This window comes from Streptomyces sp. NPDC044106 (genome assembly GCF_056433985.1).
The window spans coordinates 332,593-352,137 of sequence record NZ_JBWKFZ010000008.1 but is presented as its reverse complement, the minus strand read 5'-3'; the positions used below and the strand labels follow the sequence as shown (position 1 = coordinate 352,137).

At 68.3% G+C, this 19,545-nt stretch carries 14 protein-coding genes and 1 pseudogene; 6 read left to right on the top strand and 9 right to left on the bottom strand.

The window, feature by feature from the left end; genetic code table 11:
* Positions 1-30 precede the first annotated feature (30 nt).
* Complete coding sequence (locus tag AC07DI_RS17065) at positions 31-4,431, top strand: AAA family ATPase (RefSeq protein ID WP_478905067.1); 4,401 nt, start codon at positions 31-33, stop codon at positions 4,429-4,431.
* Between the two features lie 414 nt (positions 4,432-4,845).
* Here AC07DI_RS17065 and AC07DI_RS17060 read toward each other — a convergent pair whose 3' ends face one another.
* The 6 genes from AC07DI_RS17060 to AC07DI_RS17035 form a co-directional block, all read right to left on the bottom strand.
* The gene (locus AC07DI_RS17060; RefSeq protein ID WP_478905066.1) at positions 4,846-5,475 is read right to left on the bottom strand and encodes a hypothetical protein; all 630 of its coding nucleotides are present in this window, start codon (positions 5,473-5,475) and stop codon (positions 4,846-4,848) included.
* A 13-nt stretch (positions 5,476-5,488) separates the two neighbouring features.
* On the bottom strand, positions 5,489-9,955 hold the full coding sequence (locus AC07DI_RS17055; RefSeq protein ID WP_478905065.1) for a DUF6531 domain-containing protein: 4,467 nt from the start codon (positions 9,953-9,955) through the stop codon (positions 5,489-5,491).
* Between the two features lie 7 nt (positions 9,956-9,962).
* Positions 9,963-10,274 carry a hypothetical protein gene (locus tag AC07DI_RS17050; RefSeq protein ID WP_478905064.1) on the bottom strand — a complete coding sequence of 104 codons (312 nt, stop codon included), beginning with the start codon at positions 10,272-10,274 and terminating at the stop codon, positions 9,963-9,965.
* A 79-nt stretch (positions 10,275-10,353) separates the two neighbouring features.
* Positions 10,354-11,454 (bottom strand): hypothetical protein, encoded by a 1,101-nt coding sequence (locus tag AC07DI_RS17045; RefSeq protein WP_478905063.1) that lies wholly within the window; start codon positions 11,452-11,454, stop codon positions 10,354-10,356.
* Positions 11,451-12,092: a hypothetical protein gene (locus AC07DI_RS17040; protein WP_478905062.1), complete on the bottom strand. Its 642-nt coding sequence runs from the start codon at positions 12,090-12,092 to the stop codon at positions 11,451-11,453. The genes AC07DI_RS17045 and AC07DI_RS17040 overlap by 4 nt, the downstream gene beginning before the upstream one ends.
* Positions 12,093-12,235: 143 nt before the next feature.
* The gene (locus tag AC07DI_RS17035) at positions 12,236-12,811 is read right to left on the bottom strand and encodes a DUF3558 domain-containing protein (RefSeq protein WP_478905061.1); all 576 of its coding nucleotides are present in this window, start codon (positions 12,809-12,811) and stop codon (positions 12,236-12,238) included.
* On the opposite strand from AC07DI_RS17035, the gene AC07DI_RS17030 reads away from it, so the two are divergent.
* Positions 12,805-12,945, top strand: coding sequence for a hypothetical protein (locus AC07DI_RS17030; protein ID WP_384248730.1), 141 nt, complete (start codon positions 12,805-12,807; stop codon positions 12,943-12,945). The genes AC07DI_RS17035 and AC07DI_RS17030 overlap by 7 nt on opposite strands.
* On the opposite strand, the pseudogene AC07DI_RS17025 reads toward AC07DI_RS17030, so the two are convergent.
* Positions 12,903-13,064: pseudogene (locus tag AC07DI_RS17025) on the bottom strand (IS5/IS1182 family transposase); the annotation flags it as partial. The gene AC07DI_RS17030 and the pseudogene AC07DI_RS17025 overlap by 43 nt on opposite strands.
* 655 nt (positions 13,065-13,719) lie before the next feature.
* Between AC07DI_RS17025 and AC07DI_RS17020 the strand changes: the two are divergent.
* Positions 13,720-14,136, top strand: a complete 417-nt coding sequence (locus AC07DI_RS17020; RefSeq protein ID WP_478905060.1) for a low molecular weight protein-tyrosine-phosphatase — start codon at positions 13,720-13,722, stop codon at positions 14,134-14,136.
* Between the two features lie 136 nt (positions 14,137-14,272).
* Positions 14,273-15,298, top strand: a complete 1,026-nt coding sequence (locus tag AC07DI_RS17015) for an HAD-IIA family hydrolase (RefSeq protein ID WP_478905104.1) — start codon at positions 14,273-14,275, stop codon at positions 15,296-15,298.
* Between the two features lie 52 nt (positions 15,299-15,350).
* On the opposite strand, the gene AC07DI_RS17010 is transcribed toward AC07DI_RS17015, so the two are convergent.
* Positions 15,351-16,292 (bottom strand): polysaccharide deacetylase family protein, encoded by a 942-nt coding sequence (locus AC07DI_RS17010; protein WP_478905059.1) that lies wholly within the window; start codon positions 16,290-16,292, stop codon positions 15,351-15,353.
* Between the two features lie 216 nt (positions 16,293-16,508).
* Between AC07DI_RS17010 and AC07DI_RS17005 the strand changes: the two genes are divergently transcribed.
* Together AC07DI_RS17005 and AC07DI_RS17000 are read left to right on the top strand one after the other, a co-directional pair.
* The gene (locus AC07DI_RS17005; RefSeq protein ID WP_478905058.1) at positions 16,509-17,735 is read left to right on the top strand and encodes a M20 metallopeptidase family protein; all 1,227 of its coding nucleotides are present in this window, start codon (positions 16,509-16,511) and stop codon (positions 17,733-17,735) included.
* Positions 17,732-18,256 carry a GNAT family N-acetyltransferase gene (locus tag AC07DI_RS17000; protein WP_478905057.1) on the top strand — a complete coding sequence of 175 codons (525 nt, stop codon included), beginning with the start codon at positions 17,732-17,734 and terminating at the stop codon, positions 18,254-18,256. Before AC07DI_RS17005 ends, AC07DI_RS17000 begins: the two co-directional genes overlap by 4 nt.
* Before the next feature lie 226 nt (positions 18,257-18,482).
* On the opposite strand, the gene AC07DI_RS16995 is transcribed toward AC07DI_RS17000, so the two are convergent.
* Positions 18,483-19,544, bottom strand: coding sequence for an NHL repeat-containing protein (locus AC07DI_RS16995; RefSeq protein WP_478905056.1), 1,062 nt, complete (start codon positions 19,542-19,544; stop codon positions 18,483-18,485).
* Position 19,545: the final 1 nt, after the last annotated feature.

The window sequence follows — 19,545 nt, the reverse complement described above, 5'->3', positions numbered from 1 at the left end:
GGGAGGTTTTAGAGATCCAGTGAGGTGCTCGTGCAGGGGGACCAGCAGCCGGTGACGGCTGGGCGGCGGCTTGTGGTCGTAAGCGTCGACGACTACAAGAAGGGCAACGCGGACTTCGCCCGGGCTATCGGGGCTCAGGTATCCGTCGTCACCGATTGGCTCGCCTCACCTGTCCTTGCCGAAGAGCACCGGTTCACGGTCTCTCGTGCCGGCGATCTGCACTCGGTGCAGGACCTGAAGCGGTTTCTGGCCGAGCAGGACCTCGTGGAGACCCCTGCGGATGAGGCTCTCGTCGTCTACGTGACCGGCCACGGCATGAGCACCGGCGCCCGCAACCACTACCTCATGTTTGCGTACACCAAGGAAGACGCCCTGGAAAGGACGGCGTTCCCCACCCGGGAGATCGTGTCCGCTGCTCTGCACAGCCCGGCCGAGCATGTGCTGGTCCTCGTGGATTCCTGCTTCGCTGGGGCCTTGCGCGAGGATGTCGCCTCGATCGTGTCTGAGATGAGCCCCGAACGACGGGCCACGCGCACGGTGGCTGTGGTGGCGAGTGCCGACCTCCACGAGCAGCCAGCCGCAGGGGAGTTCAGCGAGGTGATCTCGCGGGTGCTGGCCCGACTTGGCGACGAGTCGCTCGGCATTGTCGGCTCCCACCTCTCCTTCGAGCAGTGGGGCAAGCTCCTGGATCAGGCCAGTGCGCAGGATCCTCAGCGCATGGAACCGCAGTGGCTGTGGCCCCACCGTCAACGGGACGTGCCGAGTGCCTGCCTGCCCAATCCCCGCTACCGGCCGGTCGAGCCACTGGTATCCGCCCCGCGGGTCCAGGTGTCGCTTTCGCGCCGCACCCTCGCGTATTGGACGTCGCGGGCCTCGGGCAGGACCAGTGACCAGGATCCGGGCTGGTACTTCAGCGGCCGGGCTGCGCTGATGCGCAGTTTGGTCTCCTTTACCCGCTCCGGAACCGGTGTGTTGGTTGTCACGGGATCCGCAGGTTCTGGCAAGTCCGCGCTGCTGGCTCGGCTCGTGACGTTGAGTGATCCAGACTTCCTCGCGGATCCGGACCTTTCCTCCATGGCGCAAGCCCTCCCGCAGGACGTGCGCCCAGCCGAAGGGGCTGTGGACATCGCGCTTCTGGCCCGTGCCAAAACCTCGATGACTCTCCTCCAGGACCTCTTTGCCGCTTGCCGTCTCCCTCTTCCCGAGGGCGACGCCCCATTGCTGCCTGTCCTCCTGCAACACCTCGATGAACGCGCACGCGTCACCGTCGTGCTCGATGGACTGGACGAGGCCGCCGACCCGGCCGCGTGCATCGCCGACGTGGTCCTCCCTCTGGCGCGGAGCCACCGCGTGCGCCTGCTGCTCGGTATACGGAGCTCCATCGGGTTCGACGGCTACGCCACCGACCTCGATGAGGACGCCGACCAGTTGCTCGCGACGCTGCTCGGCGCGCTTGAGGAGGACACTCTTCAGGGAGTCCCCCACGAGGTGCTCCGCACCGATCAGTCAGAGGCACGCACGGACATCACCGCCTACGTGACCTCACTCCTGCTGAGCGGCACGAGCCCCTACCGGGACCGGGTCAACACCGCGGAAGCCACAGCGCGCATCGTGGCCGAGGGAGTGTGGCCGTCCTTCCTCGACGCCCGCCTGGCCGCAGCCCAGCTGCGCGCCGCCCCGACCGTTCAGGACCTCGACGAGGATGCGTGGCTGGAGCGGCTCGAGGACGGTACGACGGGGTTGCTGCGCGAGGACCTGGAACATGTCGCGCGGGATACGGGGACGCCGGCGCGCCTGTTGCTGACGGTGCTGCGGGCCACGGCCTTCGCCCCCGGTGCCGGTCTGCCCTGGGCAGAGGTATGGCCCGCCGTCGTGCGGGCCATACTCGTGGAGGACGGTTGCGGCGAAGACGCCGAGGACCTGGACGAAGCCGTTCGAACGTTCCGTTCAAGCCGCCTCGTCGGGTACCTGACGGAGGGCCAGGAAGATGGCCGAACTGTCTACCGGCCTGTGCACCAGCGGGTTGCGGAGAAACTACTCACCGAGCCGGACCAGCTGCTCGACATCGAGGTCGTGGGCGGCGTACGGCCGCTGCCCACGACGCGCCGGGTACACCGGGCCATCGCCGAGGCTCTGGGGGAACTTGCCGAACGCGACCGGCCACACGCTCCCCACCCGTACGTCCTGCGTCACCTGGCTGCCCATGCTGACGCCGCCGGCGTGCTGGACGACCAGCACCTGTCCGCGGGAATGCTGGCCCGGGAAACCTCCGGGGAACTGCGCAGCCGACTCCAACTCCCACTGCCTGTCTATGACCTGACCCGGCGCAACGTGACCGCAGCCGCGCTGGTCGAGCCGTACGTGGACGAGACCACCGACACCGCCTCACGGCTGGACAGCATCGTCTTCCTGAGGGAGGCGCTGGGCGGGGAACCCCCCGAAGAGGGCACTCTCCCCCTCGGCCATCCAGCCCGAGTACCCGAACCACCAGTGCTTAATCCGGCCTGGTCGGACTGGATACCCGCGGCGAACGTGCTTGCTCAGGCAGTCGGCCGGGTGACGGCTCTGCATGGATTCGGTCTTCCCGATGGGCGTGCGCTTGTGGCGTCGGCGAGCTATGACGGGGTCCGGGTCTGGGACGGCGGGACGGGAAGGTCTGTCTCCAGCATCAGCGGAGTACGCACGAGTGGCCTCGCCCCCCTCGCCGGAAGCAGCGGCCGGGTTTTCCTGGTCTCCACCGACCACCACGGCGCGAGAGTTTGGGACCCGCTGTCAGGCCGCCCCGTGGCCCGCGAAGACGGCCTGCGCGGCGGCGAGGTGAGAGTGCTCCGCCAAGGAGAAGACCGCTGGCTCGTCGCGTTCCTCAGCGAGGAATGCCTGCAGCTGTGGCGGCCGGGCGAGTACGGTCGGCCCGAGCTGGTCCCCTACCCGGTGCCGCTTCACCGCCCCGACAACTCGGTCGTGCTGCATGGCCGGGACGGCATGGTGCGGATCGCCTACGGCGGGCGGCGGGCCGGCATTCACCTGTGGGACCCCGTCAACAGCCCTACCGAACCGGAGTTCCTGGACCTGGGCGGGTCGTTCAAGGGCCATGTGATGGCTGCTGTGCGCGGACCGCAAGGCTACGACCTGCTGGTGACTTCTCACGGCGTCAAGCACGGCCTCTACGTGTGGGATCCCGAAACCGGCAAGAATGTCGACCGGATCCCCTGGGCGGCCAGTCGGCTGGCCTCGGTGACAGGCCCGCAGGGACACCCTGTACTCGCCGTCGTACGCAGACGGACCCTGAGCGTGCTGGACTTCGCGGGAGCGTCCCGGCCACTGCTGGCAGAATTTCCGGTATCGGAGGTGGACGCGATCGCCGGAGTCGGCGGACGTACCCGTCCATGGGCCGTGGCCACCGCTGGCAAGGAGGGGATCCGGCTGACCGTCCCGGGACAAGAAGGCCCCCCGCCGTCTGCCGCCCGATCCAGCGCGCGAGGGCGGACCGCACCCAGGGCGCGCGCGGGACACCCCGTCATAGTTGTCCACCCACCGGCACGCCCGGGGAGCCTCTGTCACGTGGAAGACAGCCGCTTGCGCCAACACGGCCTCCTGGCGGTGGCCGCGAACAGCCGGATCACCTTCTTCGACGCGAAGCGCGGCAGATTCTATGAGGAGCACCCGTTCCCAGGCATTCGCGGCGTACGACAGATTCCCTCACGCACCGAACTGATCCTCGCCGTGGCCAGCTCCGAGGCTATGACCCTGTGGGACATGGAGCGAAAACAGGCCCTGAGGCGCATCCCGACCGGGGAGGCGGTCTGGTGCACGACGGCATTGGTCGACGGCGTGCCATCCGGCGTGATCACGGCCGCGAGGAGCGGCGTCTGGCTGCACGACAGCACCAAATCCCACGCTCTGCCTCTACCCGATGGCAGCTCCCCGGGCGACATCACCTGCATGGCCGCGCTGCCAGACGGCCGACTGGTAGCAGCCGTGCGCGGGAGGCTGCTCCTGTGGAACCTCAAGACCCGGCGCCTCATCGGCGGGGAAGAGATCAACGATCCATCCTGGATCCGCGCCCTGTGCGTCATCCCCACGCCAAGGCAGGGCTTCTACCTGGCCGCAGCCTCCTACGACGGACTCTGGCTCTGGCCAGGGCACAAACAGAGCCGCTGGTTCGGGCTGCCACAGAGGATCGCGATTCCAGGTGATTCCGTGACGGCACTCGCTCCCCTGTACCTCAAGTCCCGCGAGGTCATGCTTGCCTCTGCGGGCGGGACGGGTGTGCGCCTATGGGATCTTCCGTCGGGCAAGGCGGTCCACTCTCTGATCACGGCGGCGCCCGTGAGCAACGTAGTGACCGGCGCCGGCCTACTCCACCTCGGCGGCCCCGCTGGCCTCGCTGCTCTCACACTGCCAGCCGACGGATTCCTCCCAAACCCGTAGCGGCCCTGCCGGTGGGTCGCCGACCGGACCAGCCACGGTGACCACCCAGCACCTCATGGCAGCGTGATCACCGGGGTCCTGGGGCTCGCCGAATACGGAGATGACCCCACCACTACGGCTCCGCAAAGGGCCTGCCCTCCGGGCCGCAGCGCCCACCTGCCAGGACAAGCTGCTCACCCAAATACTGAAGCAGCGGATCGCTGCCGCCGATGACGAGCCCCTGCACGCCTCCGTCCGCTGGGCACTGAGGGCTACCTGACCGGGAGGACCTTGCGCACTCTCCGGGCACACTGCGCCAGTCTCGAACGCGAGCGCCACCACGCCCACCATCGCGCAAAGCACGAACCGAATTTCAACGATCCCAGGTGCGACTCCCTGATGGTCACTGATCATGAAGCCGATCGACAGGAAGCGTCATTCCCCGTCCCATCCGGCGAGTTCAGCGACGGATGCGGTGGCCATTTTGATCTCGTCACGAACGGGTGCGCAAGAGCCGCGAAGATCTTCCAGGAATGCTCCTGTGAGTCCAGCTTCCACCTGGTCGCTGTTCAAGTTCCGGACGGAGGCCACGAAGGCCTTCTGGGCATCCTGTTCCAGTTGCTGGAGCCGTCCGACCTCTTCTTCCTCTCCTGCCTCAATCATGGCGATTCTGCTGCCGCCGAGCTTGTAGTCGAAGCTACCGAGGATTGTTTCTAGGGTCTGGCCGGACATCTCGGCCCGTGAAGGAATCGGATTCATGAAGACGGCGATTGCATTGGCTGCGAGCATCGCAGACTGGAGGATGGAGAACCCCTTGGTTCCCGGATCATCGGCCTCGAGCGATTCTCCCCTAGCCTCGAACTCCTCCAAGATTTCCAGGAGCTCACCCTCTTCCACTTCGCCGAGCGGCGCCTTCCAGGCGCTGTCCAGGACGTAGGAGAACCATTCGGCATCCGATTCATCGGCAAGAGTGGAGAAAACTCCGCTCCCGCGCTCCGCACAGGAAAGACAGAATCCCGCAAGGAAAATATCCGGGATCTCGTGAAGTGCGGAGTAGGTCTCCACGTTGCGAGTCAACTCAGTCTCCCTTGCTCCAGAACAGTGTGTAAGGTGAGTTCTGCGGCATGTGGCCGCGAATCCCCTGACCCCCTACTTCTACGCCTCGTGCGCTGATCTGCGGCAGGCATATGTCGTTGCAGAAGTTGCGCGAAGCCGCCCCGTAAACGGCGTGCTCGTTGGGGCCCAGGGACTTGAGTATACCTTCCTCGGCATGCCCGGGAGCGCGCACGAATGTCTCACCGTCTCGCAATTTCCACGCACTAGGCATGGGGCCTTCGCCATTAATACCGATGCGTTTCGTGTATTGCTTGGTCTCGGAATTGAATACCCCAATCACCGAGGTGGTTCCCTTGACGTCGGCCATCCAGTAGTCATTCCGAATGCCTTGCAGCTCTTCAGCGCGGTCCAGCGCCAGGCGCGCATCCTGCTGGGTTCCCGGGCTGCAGGGTGTGAGACCCAGGGGGTCGATCCATATGAATGGATTTCTGACGTAGGTGCACGCGTTTGGTGCCGGTGTCAGCCCCAGGGGGTCAGGGGTGAGATAGCGGGCGGTCTCGGGGTCGTAATGGCGAAAGTAGTTGTAGTGGAGATGCGTCTCTGGGTCGAAGTACTGGCCGGGGAATCGGAGCGGGGTGTACGCGGTGCTGGTCGACTCCCAACTGGTCGTCCCCCAGAGGGTGGTGCGAGCGCGCCAGGCGATGTCCCCTGCTTCGTCCACGAGTTCGGTGGGGGGGCCGACGAGGTCGGTGACGATCGCGAAGAAGCGCGAGTCGATCTCGTCCTGGGGTGCATCGGCCGCGGTGAGGCGTTCCGTCTGAGCAATCGGGCGCATGCCCTGGTGATCCCAGGTGAGGGTGACCGGGTTCGGTAGCTCTGCCGAGGTGGTGGTCTGCTCGCAGAGGGTGGTGCCGTCCCAAGTGAAGTCGGTGCGCTCGACGACTGATTCCCCGTCGGCCGCTATCCGGAGTTTGGCTGTGCGTCGGCCGTACGGATCGTAGGTGTAGCGCCAGACGGTGCCGTTCGGGGTGACCACCGACACCAAGTGGTCTTCTGCGTCCCAGGAGTAGCGCCATGTATCCGGTTTGCGGGATAGGCGGCGCTTTTGGCGCAGGGTGATACGTCCGGCGGCATCGTGTTCGTAGCGGATCTGACCGGCGCGGGTGATGCGGGTGCCGGTGTAGGTGCGCGGTCCGGTGGCCTCCTGCTCGAAGTGAGTGGAGGGCCAGGTGGCGTGGGTCTGGTTGCCGGCCTCGTCATAGGCGTAGGTTTCGGCCCAGTCGGTGGCGTGGACCGCGGTGACACGACCCGCTGCGTCGAGCTCGAAGCGGCTGGAACCGTTGAGCTGGTCGTTGACGGCGGTCGGAGAACCGTCGGCCCGGTAGGTGTAGGTGCGCTGCTGGATCGTGGCGCCGGTGGCATGGGTGACGGTGTGGTCGGTCAGGCGACCGAGGGGGTCGAAGGTGCTGGCCAGAGTGAGGTGGTTGCCGATGCGGCGGGACAGTTCGCGTCCGGCCGCGTCGTGCTCGGAAGTAAGGGCGTGGCCAGCGGTGGTCAGATGGGTGCGGTTGCCGGCAGCGTCGTAGGCGTAGGTGCTGGTCGCGCCGGTGGGAGTGGTGCGGGATGCAGGACGTCCCAGGAGGTCGTACGCGTAGGTGGTGGTGCGGCCGTTGACGGTTTCGGCCAGCAGTCGGCCGGCTGCATCGTAGCGACGGTTCAGCGCGGCGTCGGGGCCATTGGCCTCCGTCAGCCGGCCTGCGGAGTCGTAGGTGTAGACGGTGGTGCCGTCCGCATCCTTGGTGAGCGTCCGGCCCACCGGGTCGCGTTCGTAGCGGATGGTCTGCCCGGCCGGAGTGGTCCTGGTGGTGAGGCGGCCTGCCACGTCGTGGGTGTAGGCGAGGGTGCGGTCGTCGAAGTCTGTCTCCCCGACCAGGCGGCCTGCAGGGTCGAACGTGTAGTTCCAGGTGGCGCCGTGCGGGTTGGTGACCTGGGTGAGGCGAAGTTCCGTGTCGTGTGTGAAGGTGTAGCGCACGCCGTCGGGGCCGGTACGGGCTGCGAGCAGGTCGAAGTGGGTGTATTCGAAGTGTGAGATGCCGCCCAGCACATCGGTGTGCTTGGTGCAGTTGCCCTCACCGTCGTACTCCCATGACTCACGGGCGCCGTCCGGGGCAATGCGGGAGGTGAGTTTGCCCTCCACCGTCCAGGCCAGGCGGGTTACCGCGCCCAGCGGGTCGGTCAGGGCGACGGGCCGGCCGAACTGGTCACGCTCGTAGGTGATGCGGGCGCCGTGCGGGTCGGTGATCTCGACCGGTAGCCCCGCTGCATCGGCACGTATCTGCAGCGTGTTATCCAAGGCGTCGGTGACGCTGGCGAGATGGCCCGCCGTGGTGAACGAGTAGCGGGTAGTGGCCGCGGCCGGGTCGGTCAGCTGTGTGCGGTTGCCGTTGGCGTCATAGGTGTGATGCCACTGGGCGCCATCAGGATCGATGACCGTCCTCGGCAGCCCGAACTCGTTGTACTCCGTGCGTGTTTCGCCTCCGTCCGGGTGCCGTACGGAGGTGATCCGGCCCTGCCCGTCGTAGGTGTAGCGGGTGGTGTGGCCGAGGGCGTCCGTGATCGCTGTGAGCCGGTGCTCGGTGTCCCATTTCTGGAGCATGGTGTGCCCGAGTGGGTCGGTCTTGCGAATCAGGCGCAGGGCTTCGTTGTGCTCGTAACGAGTGGTGTGACCCAGGGAGTTGGTGACTGCGGTGGTGCGCGTGGCGTCGTCGTAGACAAGAGTTCCGGAGAGGAAGCCGTCGCTCCCCTCGGTGCGGACGACCCGGCCCTGCTGGTCGTAGGTGTACGCGTAGGTGGTGCCGTTGCGGTCGGTCCACGTGGTGATGCGGCCCTCGGTGTCGTAGGTGAACCGAGTAGGTAGGCCGGAAGAGTTGGTGACCTCGGTGAGGTGGCCCTCCTCGCTGTAGCCGTAGGAGACAAGGACGGTGCCCCGGCCGTCAGGCTGGTCCGGCTCGAGCAGGCGCAGGGCGCTGATGCGGGGCAGGTCGCGGTCGCGGTCAAGGGCAATGCGATAGCCACCGCTGTGGGCGACTTCCACAGGAGTGCCGTCGACGGTGTAGAGGACGGTGATGCGCTGGCCGTTGCGGTCCACGATGGCCTGCAGGGGCAGGTCGACCGCCTGCCCGTCATCGGCAGGGCATGGGGAGTGGAAGACGTAGGTGTGTCCGGTGTCGGGATCGTTGAGGCGCAGAGCGCCGTCGACCTCGTCGTCCCAGGTCAGGGGTATTCGGGGGCCCAACTCGGGGTAGACAGGATCAGTTCTGTCGGGAGCGGGGAGCGGGTAGGCCAGGCGGGCGCCGTCGGGCGCAGCGTAGATGATCCCGTCCTCGTCGATCTGGAGACGCTGGTCGAGGGTGGAGGCCCAGCTGGGGCCGAACCAGCCGCCCCACCGGTATGACGAGAGGTGCGTGCGCTCCAGCACGAGGGAGAGCACGCCGGGCAACTGCACGTCGGTCTGCGGCAGCAGCATGTCGCCGGTTGCCACGTCGATCGGGTCCAGGTCGCACTTCTTGAGTGCGGCCCGGATGGATGCGGGCAGCTTCTCCCACTCCGAGGGACGCAGCTTCAGCCGGGACAGGCCCGAGCCGTCGAGCCCCAACGTCTTGCCGAGCTTGGCGAGTTCGCTGGGCTTGAGCTTGCCCAGGCCCTTACCGAGAACCTTGCCCAGACCGCCGAGGCCCACCCCGAAGGCGGCCCCCATGGCCAGGGTCTCCGCCAGCTTGCCCGGATCCTTGAACGTCGCCGGATCCTTCAACAACGCGTCGAAAGCGGCGAACTTCATGCCCTCGCCAGCGAGTTTGCCGGCCTTGGCGATGGTCTTGATCTCCCCGAGGGCCTTCAGCGCCCGCTCCAGGCCGCGGATCGCCTCCATCACGGTGCGGATGACCGAGGCCATGCGGGTCCCGGACTTCTCGATCCGGGCGATCAGCGCCACGACCTTCGCCGCCCGCGCACCGGCCGCCAGGTTCCCGGCGATCACGGACAGGCCACCGGTCAGCACCGACAGGGCCAGACTCGCGATCTCGAACTCGGCGATCTCCGCGAGGATCACACCGATCTCGGTCAGCAGCTCGTGGGCCTCGTCGGCGAAGTCGTCCAGCGCCTTGGCGCCGTCGCGTAGCGAGTCAGCCATGTTGGTGGCCTGCGTGCGGGCGGTCTTGGCCCGCTTGTGGAGGGCCTTGGCGGCCTTGCCCTCCCACTCCAGATCCGTGAGCGCCGTCTCGGCGGCGTGAGCTGCGGCGTCAAGCCCCTTGGCCAGGGCCCTCCACTGCTTGGCTATCTCGCGGATGCCGTCGGGGTCGACGGCGGGGTCGGTGATGCCGAGGAACTCCAGATTGCTGGCGAGGGTGTCGCCGAAGGCGTGGTTGGCCTTGTTGATCCATTTCAGCGGGTTGAGGTCGTCGACGTCGATGCCGGGGATGTCGAAGCCCATGGACGGCTCAGCCCTTCCTGGCGCGGGCCGCTGCGCTCAGCAGGACGTCCAGCAGGTCGAAGGCATCGGAGACGTCGCCCAGGAACTTCGCCTCGTCCTCCCACTCCTTGTGCAGGTTCTTGGTGAGCTTGGCGATGGTGTCCATGCCGTCCTGGATGTCGTCCTTGGCACCCATCAGCGAACCCAGCACACCGAACGCGGACATGTCGTGTGAGGCGGCCTTGAAGTCGTGCAGCGGCTTGGTGGTGTGGTGATCCACTTTGCCCAGGACGGAGGCCGCCTTGTGCAGGGATTCCGCGTCCTTCTTCAGGTCCGACATGCTGCCCGCCCCCGTTGGTTGACATGGTTCTACGTGCGACGCGCTGACGTGTGCAGACCGGACCGGCCTGCCGCCTCGGTCAGCGGTTGATGGACTGGATCTCCTGGACGTTCATGTCCTGGGTGGTCTCGAAGGTGCCATCCGGCAGCTCGCCCTTCGCGCCACCCGTGCCCTCCCAGGAGATCTCCCAGGTGATCGACGCCTTCAACTGATACGGCTCACCGCTCGTGGCGCGGAGGTACTGAACCCCGCACGGCGGCTCCTGCCCGGCGCCGCCCTTCTTGTACGGGGCACCGATGGAGCCGTCCTCATTGACCGGGCAGTCGCCGGAAGCGGGGAAGGTCTTCGCATCCTCGGTGCCCGGCTCCAGGTGGAGGGCGACGGGTTTGGCCGTGGTCACCGCGTACAGGCCGGTGCCGGGCAGGTCGGCGCGGACTGTGACGTCCTTGAAGGTGGTCTTGTCCAGCCACGCCCAAGTGGGCAGGTTCACCGTCGACTTGCCCTCGGGCTTCAGCTCGACCTCAGTGTCCGGGACCTTGATCTTGTCGTACGCGAAGGCGGCGAGCGTCTCGGGAGTGGGGGCGTTCTTGTCCTTGGGGATGGTGCCCTCGTCCTGCCAGAACATGATGCGGCCGCAGTCCCACGCCTTGGAGTCCTGGTACATGCCCTCGCGGACCGTGCTGCGCCAGAACATCCCCTTCTTGCCAAGGTTGTACTTCTTGTAACCGCCAGCCGTGGTGTCTCCGGGGAGATTCAGGTCGAAGTTGGAGTCTGCCTTGCCCTTCTCATAGTGGTCCACCCACAAGCCGTTGCTCCACCACACATGGGCGTTCACCAGCCCGCCCTCACCGGTCGCGACCGCGTCCTTGAGCTGCTTCGGAGAGAAGACCGGCTCGTACCAACAGGCCGGAGGCTCCCAGTTGGGGTCCACGGACTTCAGCTCACCCACCGACGCCTTCGCCGTCCGGCCGCCGGGATACGTGAGCTTGATCTTCGAGTTGGACACCGAAGCCATCAGGTCCTTACCCGAGACATCGCCTTCCACGGAGTCATGTGTCCCCCCGCCTACCGGCGACTCCTTCCCGCCGTCGCCGAGGGCGAGTGCTGGTGAAGGAACCAGGACAGCTGTGGCAGCCAGTAGCACCAAGGTGCCGTCGACGAAACGACGGAGGGATGTCACCGGTCGCAACCTCCCTCGCCCGTCTCCACGGTTGAGGTCTGCCAAACACCCTGGGCATTTCTGTCCAGCCGCGTTCGGTACTGGATCTTGGGATCCTCGCCTTCTGGCGTACCTGCGACCTTGCCCGTCTTGAGATTCCGGGTGTAGCCCTTGGACTCGTCAACGCAGTAGAAGAGGACGCCGAACCCTTCATTGCTCACATGCACTTGGGGATTGAAGACGCGGACGCTCCCCTTGAGGGTGAGATCCTTGTACGTCTTTACCCACTCGGGTCCGGATTTGAGAGCTGTGCCCGTGTTGTAGAACTTCAGCGCGCTGAACTGCGGGTCACCCGCCATGATGGCGGCATACCCGGCCCGCAGTCGGCCCTTCCCATCGTCCAGAATGGCTTGCAGCTTCGGATCGCTGTTCGTCCAGCCTTCGAAATTCGCCTGGAACGTCTTGGGCAATTTGATCTCCGGCCGCTTGGCCCCATCCGCCGACGCGGACGGCGACGACGAAGCCGCCTTCTCGCTGCCCGCGTCAGCGCCGACGACCTTGCCGTGGTCCTTGCTGTCGTCCGATCCTCCGCAGGCGGTCAGCAGAAGGGCCACGGATGCGGTGAGCGCGGCCGCGACGAGCCGGGTCGAGCGAGTCACTGTTGTCTCCGGTGAGGTGAGGGTTAACCCGAGCGAAGCAACGCTATCCGTGACCACCCGGTGACCATGAGAGCGGTCAGGCTTTGGCTGAGACGTAGCTGTGCAGAGGCACCCCGGTGCAAGTGGCGACCGCGGCGATTCCGCTACGCACGTCTCTTCCCCAGATTCTCCAACACCTGTCCAGCCACCTTGTGCGCCTGGCTGTTGAGGTCCTTCTCGGCTACCACGTGGGCGGGCGAGTACCTCTCGACGTACAGGAACTGCCCCGCTCCGATGTCCACCGTGAGCGACGACCGCCAGGTGTCGCCGTACATGACCTGCCGCGCAGCGTTACGCCCCTTGAGGATCACAGGGACGGCCTTCGTCGGGCTCGAGTCCGTCGCATCGGCGACCTGGAGCAGTGCGGCTTCGTCCTTGAACAGGCTGACGACGTAGCCTGCCGGATTGTCCTCGTCGGACGTCATCAAGAAGTAGCAACTGACTTCGCCCTTGTCCGAGTCGGGCTCGGCGTCCTCGATACCGGCAGCCTGCTGCTGGGCATCCGTGAGCGCGGCTTGGCAGATGGAGCTCTTGTCGACTCCATCTGCCTTGATCGGTACGGCCGCCGCCGTACCTCCGGCGGCGGGCTTGGCAGACGCTGTCGCCGGGGGTTCCGAGGAGGAGCATCCCGTCACCAGCAGAGCAGCGAGTGGCACCAGGGGCCACGCGCGCGATGACATACGCACTGCGAATTCTCCTCAATCAGCCTTGGGGCTGCGGCAAACCCTGGTCGCAGAAGGACACCACCCATGAGACGCGTCGCACCCACGAGCGCAGCCACAACCGGATCGCGGCCACGGTCACCGTGCCGTGAAAGACGTATGCCCGCTTGTCGAAGCGCATGGCCACTGCCTGATTGATCTTCAACTTTCGGACCAGCCGCCCGATTTCGTTCCTGCGGGTATACGGTACGGAATCGAAGCAGGTAGGCCGACGCGCCGCGCAAGACAACTCACCGGAGCCCGCCACTCTGTGGCTGTGCCGGAGCATCCACAAATACGCGCGCCTCGGCAATCAGACGACGGGGCTTCCTCGGGTGACGGGGCAGGGATCCGAGGATAGGGCCTGATCCGCAACCCCCTGGCACAACGGGCAGCCGCCGAAACGATCCGATGGGGGCAAAATCTGTCACGTCCGTGTCACCAACACCGTTGACACGCCTGGACGGCAAGATCCCAACTCGGTCAAATGCTCCCGAGCTGGACCACATAGACGCCAACAGACGGCTCCTACCACCTGTGCCAGGTGGTACCGAGTGAGGCACCAAGGATCAGGACCGGAGCGTCTTCTGGCCCGTCGAAGCGGTATTGCAAAGTGTTCATCGGTGTCTCGCTCACCCGCCAGACCCTCTCATCCGTCACGAGCTGTCACATCGCCGGGGTAGGCCAAGGTGCCTGTCTTTCGGATCTGTCCGGGGCCAGGACCGGCCTGATCCGAAAGACAGGCCCAGCAGACCTTGCTACGCTCCCGCACCGCCGGGCCTGCCGGCGAGAACCCAGGCAGGCATAGGTTGTCCGCCACGTTCTCGGGGACGACCGCATTCCGACGGTCCGGCCCCCGCGAGACTCACCGCCGCCCCGGAGGGACCATGCGCATCCTGACCGTGTGCCTCGGTAACATCTGCCGCTCGCCGTATGCCGCCTGCGTGCTCGCGCAGGACGGTGGGGCGGCGGTGCAGGTCCGTTCCGCGGGTCTGATCGACATGTGGGTCGGCATGACCGCGCACTCCGGCATGATCGCTGTCGCGGCCGAGCGCGGGTACGACCTGAGTGCTCACCGCGCCGTTCAGGTGAGCTCCGGCCTGGTGGAGTGGGCGGACGTCGTCCTGGCGATGGACCGCGCGGTCCTGACCGAGCTGCGCCGCCTCGCCGACGGGGCGACCGCCCACAAACTCGCCCTGTTCCTCGGTGACCGCGACGTGCTCGATCCGTACGGGGGCGACGACGAGGCGTTCACCGCCTGCGCGACCACCATCGAGGAAGGTGCACCACAGCACCTCCCCTAGCCATCGCGCAGCTCGGCGGCAACCCGCGCGGCCTCGCGCCCGGGCATTGTGTGTGCTTTGCGCCCTTGTCATGATGGCCCTGCCCCTGCGGGCGCCACGCCTGCCGAGCGGTCTCCGACTGATCCAGGACGGTGCGATGACCGGGCACTTCGCCGTGGCCGACGAACCGGGCCCCCTTCCCCTCGCGCGGGCGTACGACACCGCGCTGCTCGACCTCGACGGTGTCGTCTACGTGGGGCCGCATGCGGTGGCGCACGCCGCCCGGTCCCTGACGCGCGCCGGGGCGCTGGGCATGCGCCTGACCTACATCACGAACAACGCCTACCGCACGCCCCTCGCGGTGGCCGGACACCTCCGGCGGCTCGGCCTGCCCGCGGCGGAGCACGACGTGGTGACCTCGGCCCAGGCCGCCGCCCGCCTGGCCGCCGAGCTGCGCCCACCGGTCACCCGGGTCCTGGCCATCGGGGGCGAAGGACTGCTGGCCGCGTTACGGGCGTACGGCCTGGAGCCCGTGCGCTCGGCCGATGAGGATCCCGGCTGCGTCGTCCAGGGCTTCGCGCCGACGGTGAGCTGGCGCGAACTGGCCGAGGCGGCGTACGCGGTGGGGCGGGGAGTGCCGTGGATCGTCACCAACGCCGACCCGAGCGCGCCCACGCACCGGGGCACCGCGCCGGGCAACGGTGCTCTCGCGGGCGTGGTGCGGGCCGCCACCGGAGCCGTCCCCACCGTGGCGGGCAAGCCGTCCGCCGCCCTGTTGCGGGAGGGCGCGGCCCGGGCCGGTGCCCGGCGGCCTCTCATGATCGGGGACCGGCTGGACACCGACGTGGAGGGTGCGCGCAGTGCCGGGTTCGACAGCCTTGTGGTCCTCACCGGTGCCACCACCGCGCACGACCTGCTCACCGCCCCGGAGCACCGCCGCCCGACACATCTGGCGGCGGACCTGCGCGGTTTGCTGGCTCCCGCGCGCCGCGTCGAGGAGCAGTCCTGCGGTTACCGGTGCGGGGGCTGGGTGAGCGGTGTGCGGGACCGCGAGCTGGTGCTGACCGGGCGGGGAGATCCCGAGGACGCGTTGTGGGCGGCGTGCCGGGCCGCGTGGTCGGCGGCCGAACCGCCCTCGGTGGCAGCGGCGTTGACGGTACTGGACCGGTGCGCGGGTTCGTGACGTCGACCGGCACCCCGCCTCACGGCACCCCGCCTCTCAGCACGCTGTCCGGTCACGTGGCGGGGCGGCCGTCGCCGAGCGCCGTCTCGTGACGTACATGCTGGGCGACCTGCGCATGCGTCGCGTACCAGATGTCGGCGCGCCCGCAGACGTGCTCCAGCAGCTCCTCCAGGGCGACGATCCGCGACCGATGGCCGATGACGTGCGGGTGCAGGGTCATCTCGAACAGGCCGCCTTCGGCGTAGGCGGCGTCGAACTCGTCCCGCCACAGCTCCAGTACGTGCCGCGGCATCGTGTACGGGCGCACGGCGCTGTAGCGGTCCATGTTCAAGTAGACGGCGTCGTCCCGTATCCACTCGGGAGGTATCTCGACCAGTCCCGTCGGCCGCCCGTAGGAGAGGACCTCGTACGGGTCGTCGTCGGCCATCAGGGAGGAGTCGTACGACAGTCCGAGTTCGAGGGTGATGTCCAGCGTGTGTTCGCTGAAGTCCCAGGACGGGGTGCGGATGCCCACGGGCCGCTGTCCGGTGAGCCGTTCGAGGGTCTCCGCGCACCGGAAGGCGAGTTCCCGTTCGTCCTGGCGGCCGAGTTCCGTGTTGCGCTCGTGGATCCAGCCGTGGATGGCGACCTCATGGCCGTGCTCCACGTAGCCCCGGGCCTCCTGCGGGCGCAGGAGCGCGCACACGGCCGGCATGAAGAACGTCGCGGGCAGGGCGTGCCGTTCCAGCAGCCGGAGAATGCGCGGCACCGCCACCCGGGCCCCGTACTCGCCCTGCGAGAGTTTGCCCGGCAGCACCTCCCCGTCCCGAAGCGGGATCGTCTCGTGGTCGGGGTCGAAGGAGAACGCGACGGCGGCCCGGGCGCCGTGCGGCCACCGAGCCGGTTTGAGGCTGCGCCCGGCGCGGACCCGCTCGACGTGCCGACGCCACTCCTCCTCCCGCCACTGCCAGGGCGCCCGTGACGCCCTCCCGGCGTCCGCGTCCGACACGGTCATGGCCGTCCCTCACTTCTTCCGCTGACCGGGGGATGGGAGATGGGGCTGAGAGCCTGTGTCATGACGAGCATGCCAGTGCCGTGGGCCGTCGGCAGGAGGGCGAACAGGACAACACCTCTCGTCACCACACTGACCGAAACGCGGACTTCCGTGGTGCGGCCATCTGCCCGGCACCCATGCGCAATCCCTACTGTGGTCGCGGAGAGGAGAGTGCGGATGCCGAGCGGTGACGTAACCCTGGACGAGGCCCGGCGTTTCCTGCCCGACGCGGTGGCACTGCGCCGCTCCCTGCACGCCGATCCGGAGATCGGCCTGCATCTGCCGACGACCCGACGACGCGTCCTGGAGTCGCTGGACGGCCTGGGCCTGGAGGTTCGCACCGGTCGGCGGCTGTCCTCGGTGACCGCGACGCTCGACGGCCGGCAGGAGGGCCCGGTGGTCCTGCTGCGCGCGGACATGGACGCGCTGCCCCTGTCGGAGGCCACCGGTCTCCCGTTCGCCTCGCGCGTCCCCGACGCCATGCACGCCTGCGGGCACGACGCCCACATGGCCATGCTGGTCGGCGCGGCCCGGCTACTGGCCGAGCGGCGCGACGACCTCGCCGGACGTGTGGTGTTCATGTTCCAGCCCGGCGAGGAGGGCCACCACGGCGCCCGCCACATGATCGAGGAGGGAGTGCTCTGCGGGGACGGCCGCGCGGCGGACGCCGCGTTCGCCCTGCACGTCATGCCGGGGTTGCCGAGCGGCACGCTGTGGCTGCGCCCCGGCCCGCAGATGGCCGCCTCCGACAAGCTGCGCATCGTCGTCCGCGGCCGCGGCGGGCACGCGTCGTCGCCGCACACGGCGTGCGATCCCGTGCCGGTGGCCTGCGAGGTCGTCCTGGCCCTGCAGTCCGCGGTGACCAGGACCGTCGACATCGCCGACCCGGCCGTCGTCACGGTGAGTTCCCTCGCCGCGGGCTCAGCGTCCGGCATCATCCCGGAGACGGTCGACCTCGGGGGAACGCTGCGCACCCTGTCGCAGGAGACGCGCGTACGCGTGCATGAGATGGTCGAGCGGGTCGCCACGGGAGTCGCCGCCGCCCACGGGGCGGCGGCCGAGGTGTCGATCCGGCCCGGGTATCCGGTGACCCGCAACGATCCGGCGTTCACCGAGTACGTGCTGCGTACGACGGCGCGGGTGCTCGGCCCCGACCGGGTCCAGGTGCTGCCCGCACCAGTGATGGGCGCCGAGGACTTCTCGTACGTCCTGCGCGCGGTACCGGGCGCCATGGCCTTTCTGGGCGCGTGTCCGCCCGGACTCGAGCCGGAGCGGGCTCCTGCGCTGCACTCCAACCGGGCGGACATCGACGAGGACGCCCTCGCGGCGGGGATCGCCTGTCACGCGGCGGTGGCCCTGCGCCGTAGCCGTTCGCGCACCGGCGGCGAGGAGCGTGCGTCATGAACGACCTGCGGATCCGGCCCGCGCGGCCCGACGAGCTGGACCGTGTGGAAGAGCTGTGGGTGGAGGCGAGCCGCTGGCTCGCCTCGAAGGGGCTCGACCAGTGGCAGTACCCGCCCAGGCGCCGGCGCATCCAAGGGGCCGTCGAAGCCGGTGACTGCCATCTCGCCTTCCGGGGCGGCCTGCTGGTGGGGACATTGACCGTCGAGGAGCACGGCGATCCCGAGTGGTGGGCGGACGACGATCCCGACGCGGCCCTGTACGTCCACGACCTGGTGGTGAGCCGGACGGCCGCCGGACAGTCGGTGGGCGCGCGGTTGCTGGACTGGTCGGGCCGGGTGGCGGCGCGGCGGGAGAAGCCCTGGCTGCGGCTGGAGGCGTGGAAGACCAACGGCCTGCTGCACCGCTACTACCTGAGCCAGGGCTTCGAGCTGTTGCGCATCGTCGACCTGCCGCACCGTCATTCCGGCGCCCTGTTCCAACGGTCCACAGGGATCACCGTCGCGCCGGGACGCGAGGGATGACAGCACGCTCTTCCTACTGTCCCACTTGTTAACCCGTACTGATTCAACCGCGAGTTGACCGGGCAAAGGGGGACAGACTGGAGGCAACAAGGCTTGTTCGCAGTAGCAATGCGCCGCTGGGCGCGGAGGGTTGCCTCCGGTCGGCGGACGCGGTGCTTCGTACCGGAAGGAGCCGTCTCATGAGGCGTGCGCATCCCACCGGCCGCCCGGCGCCGGGAGCGTGGTGTCAGACGGCCGTGGTGACTTTGCGGACCCGATGGCGATCGGTCTCGGCGATGACGAGGTCCCCGCCCGGCGTGATCCGCACCGCCCGCGGGTAGCGCAGCAGCACTCCGGCGGCCGGGCCGCTCTCCCGCTCCTCACCGGGGGGCCCGCCGGCCACCGTCGTGATACCGCCGTCCGGACGGACGACGCGGACGCACTCGTTGAGGGAATCGGCCACGTAGAGGTTGCCCTCGCGGTCCAGGTCGACGCCGCGCGGCTGGTGGAGCGGGCTGGCGGCAGCGGCGGCGCGGTCGTCGTAGCCGGGTTCGCCGGTGCCCGCCACGGTCGTGACCAGCCCGTCGGGCGACACCACACGCACCCGGTGGGACCAGCAGTCGGCGATGTACAGACGGCCCGCGGCGTCCGTGACGATGTCTATCGGGTGGTGCAGGTCGCTCTCGACGGCCGGGACGCCGTCCGGTCCACCACCGGGTTCGCCGGTGCCCGCGACGGTGGTGATGCGGCCGTCGGTGTCGATGGCACGGACCCGGTGCCCCTTCCACTCGGCGACATAGAGCGTGCCCGCGCCGTCCAGGGCCAGCCCCCTGGGCTCGTTGAGCAGTGCTCGGGCGGCCGGGCCCCCGTCACCGCCGTGGCCGGCCTCGCCGGTGCCCGCGACGGTGGTGATGGTGCCGTCCGGCGCGATCCGCCGCACCCGGTGGTTCCAGTAGTCGGCGATGTACAGATGTCCCGCGGCGTCACAGACCAGGCCGCCCGGTTCGTTGAGCAGCGCTCGGGCGGCCGGGCCCCCGTCACCGCCGTAGCCGGCCTCACCGGTGCCCGCGACGGTGGTGATGGTGCCGTCCGGCGCGATCCGCCGCACCCGGTGGCCCTTCCACTCGGCGATGAAGAGGGCGCCCGACGCGTCGGCCGCCAAGGCCCGCGGCTGGTTGAGCGTCGCCAGGGCGGCCGGCCCGCCGTCTCCTCGTGAGCCGGCCTCACCGGTGCCGGCGATGGTGAGGATGGTGCGGCCCGCGGTGTGCGCGGAGCCGGTTCCCGTACCCCTACCCGTACTGCCCGTCATA

Coding starts and splice junctions, on each gene's coding strand:
- AC07DI_RS17035 (WP_478905061.1), bottom strand. CDS start 12,811: ATGTCATCGCGCGCGTGGCCCCTGGTGCCACTCGCTGCTCTGCTGGTG.
- AC07DI_RS16995 (WP_478905056.1), bottom strand. CDS start 19,544: ATGACGGGCAGTACGGGTAGGGGTACGGGAACCGGCTCCGCGCACACC.
- AC07DI_RS17055 (WP_478905065.1), bottom strand. CDS start 9,955: ATGGGCTTCGACATCCCCGGCATCGACGTCGACGACCTCAACCCGCTG.
- AC07DI_RS17000 (WP_478905057.1), top strand. CDS start 17,732: ATGAACGACCTGCGGATCCGGCCCGCGCGGCCCGACGAGCTGGACCGT.
- AC07DI_RS17015 (WP_478905104.1), top strand. CDS start 14,273: ATGACCGGGCACTTCGCCGTGGCCGACGAACCGGGCCCCCTTCCCCTC.
- AC07DI_RS17030 (WP_384248730.1), top strand. CDS start 12,805: ATGACATACGCACTGCGAATTCTCCTCAATCAGCCTTGGGGCTGCGGC.
- AC07DI_RS17020 (WP_478905060.1), top strand. CDS start 13,720: ATGCGCATCCTGACCGTGTGCCTCGGTAACATCTGCCGCTCGCCGTAT.
- AC07DI_RS17050 (WP_478905064.1), bottom strand. CDS start 10,274: ATGTCGGACCTGAAGAAGGACGCGGAATCCCTGCACAAGGCGGCCTCC.
- AC07DI_RS17005 (WP_478905058.1), top strand. CDS start 16,509: ATGCCGAGCGGTGACGTAACCCTGGACGAGGCCCGGCGTTTCCTGCCC.
- AC07DI_RS17010 (WP_478905059.1), bottom strand. CDS start 16,292: ATGACCGTGTCGGACGCGGACGCCGGGAGGGCGTCACGGGCGCCCTGG.